The organism is Bartonella sp. AC62GZZY, assembly GCF_042196525.1.
In the GTDB taxonomy this organism is placed as follows: Bacteria; Pseudomonadota; Alphaproteobacteria; order Rhizobiales; family Rhizobiaceae; genus Bartonella.
Window position 1 is genome coordinate 1 of sequence record NZ_JBHIQN010000048.1, and the last position, 2,059, is coordinate 2,059.

Annotated in this window: 1 pseudogene; it reads left to right on the forward strand. The window is 41.1% G+C overall.

Annotation, left to right across the window (positions count from 1 at the left end):
• Nucleotides 1–247: 247 nt before the first annotated feature.
• Nucleotides 248–2,059, forward strand: a pseudogene (locus ACFIML_RS09000) (hypothetical protein); the annotation flags it as partial.

Sequence of the window (2,059 nt, forward strand, 5' to 3'; positions counted from 1 at the left end):
GTTAGGAAAAAACAACACACTAAAACCCTTAGACTCTAAATGTGTTATCTTTATGTCAAAAAACATAATCAAAAAGACAAGCATTTAGGTCCCAACACAGAGAGCACAAACAAAACAAAAGACTCAAAATGTTCACACTCTAAGCAATGATTCTCTACTCTAAGTTCCAAAGAGATCAATAATGCTAAAATGTGTCTTTTTTATGTTTTGAAGGTGTTTTTAAGTTTTTTTCATTGGAGAGTTTGTTATGAAAAAAAAATATTCCACACCAAATTTAATTAAAGTTATCTCTCTTAGTACGGTAATGGCCACACTTTTATCGAGTGTTTCTCCTGTTTTTGCGGCGAATCTCTCAATAACAGGAGAGATAATTAGAAGCACAAATAGTGTTAATGTTATGTATCCGCGTGGTAGTCATGGGAGTGTTGTTTTTTCTGGTGATGATGACTTCTGTGGTGCAGACAACGTTGTTGGTCGTGGCGGCAAACAACAACAAGGAATTGCTGATAATCGACGAATAACCGCAGAGCAACAATATAATAGATTTATTACTGATCAAGCGTTTAATGGTCGTCATCCTTATGGTACGACCACTGAACAGGTGATTTGGACTGGTGATGGATACACGGGTAGCACTAATGGTAAAGTTTTGGGTGGTTATATAGGGGGAAGTACTGGTGGTTTTACTAATGCATTGCCTGAGGCTTATGGTGCTTATTCTTTTGCAACAGGGTGTGGGTCTGCAGCGACGGGTAATTATTCAACCGTTTTTGGTTCAGGTGCGACAGCAAAGGCTGGAGGAGCGCAAGCCTTTGGTGTTTCCGCACTTGCAGGTGGTATAGCAAGTATTGCTATGGGCGTGGGATCAGAGGCGTCGGGGAAATCTTCAGTTGCTATTGGAGGGCTTGCAACTGCATTAGGTACAAATAGTGTTGCTTTAGGTACAGATGCTGAAGCTTTGGGGGCAGGTGCTATTGCAATAGGGGGCAGGCACTTTGAAAAAAACACAGATAATCCTATCGGAAAAGTAATCGCGTATGCTGAAAATGCGATTGCTATAGGTACGCAAGCGTATGCTGTAATGGAAAATTCGGTTGCCATTGGTGTAAATTCAAAGGCGCTTGTTAATGATGGTGTTGCTGTAGGTGGAGGATCTATCTCTGATAGAAACAAGAATGTTGCTGGTTATGATCCTACAACAGGTAAAGAGACAACAAAAACCGGTATAGCATGGAAAAGCACAACAGGAGCTTTTAGTGTAGGAGATGTAGGTGGCGTGGGTAATGGTAAGCTAACACGACAAATTACCGGTGTGGCTGCGGGTAGTGAAGATACTGATGCAGTGAATGTTGCACAGTTAAAAGCGTTGCGAGATTTGGCATCAGGAGTTTGGAAACTCTCTGCTAACGATACCGATCCTACAGACGTAAATCCAGGCAGTACAATAGATTTTTCAGTGAAAAATAGTGAAGTAGGAAAAGATAACTTAAAAATTGCAGAAAATACTGCAGAAAGTAAGCATAAAATTGAATTTACTTTGAGTGATACTCTCAAACTTACAAGCGTCATTACAGGCAATAGTACGATGAGTGATGATGGCTTTGTGATTAAGGACGGCCCTAGCATGTCTGGGGGTGGTATTGATGCTGGGGGTAAAAAGATTACAGGAGTGTCTGATGGCACTGGAGCGAACGATGCCGTTAATTTTTCACAGTTAAGCAAAATCAGTGAGAGTCTTTCGTCCACAGCGAGAAATCTGGAAACGGCTATGGCGAATACATCAAAATATTTTGGTGGAGGTGCAGGAGTTGCTGGTTCTGCCATGACGGGACCAACTTATAACTTATCCAAGATTGATACAAAGGGTAATATAACAGAGGGCTCTTTTAATGATGTTGGGAGTGCTTTTGCCGGTCTTGATACAAATATCAAGCATGTGAATGCACGGATTAAAGAAGTTTCTGAAGGGATAGCACAGGATTCTTTGTTATGGAATGATGAAGCCAATGCCTTTGTAGCGCGTCATGAGAAGAAGCAAGAAGAAAAAGGCAGAGCTGTA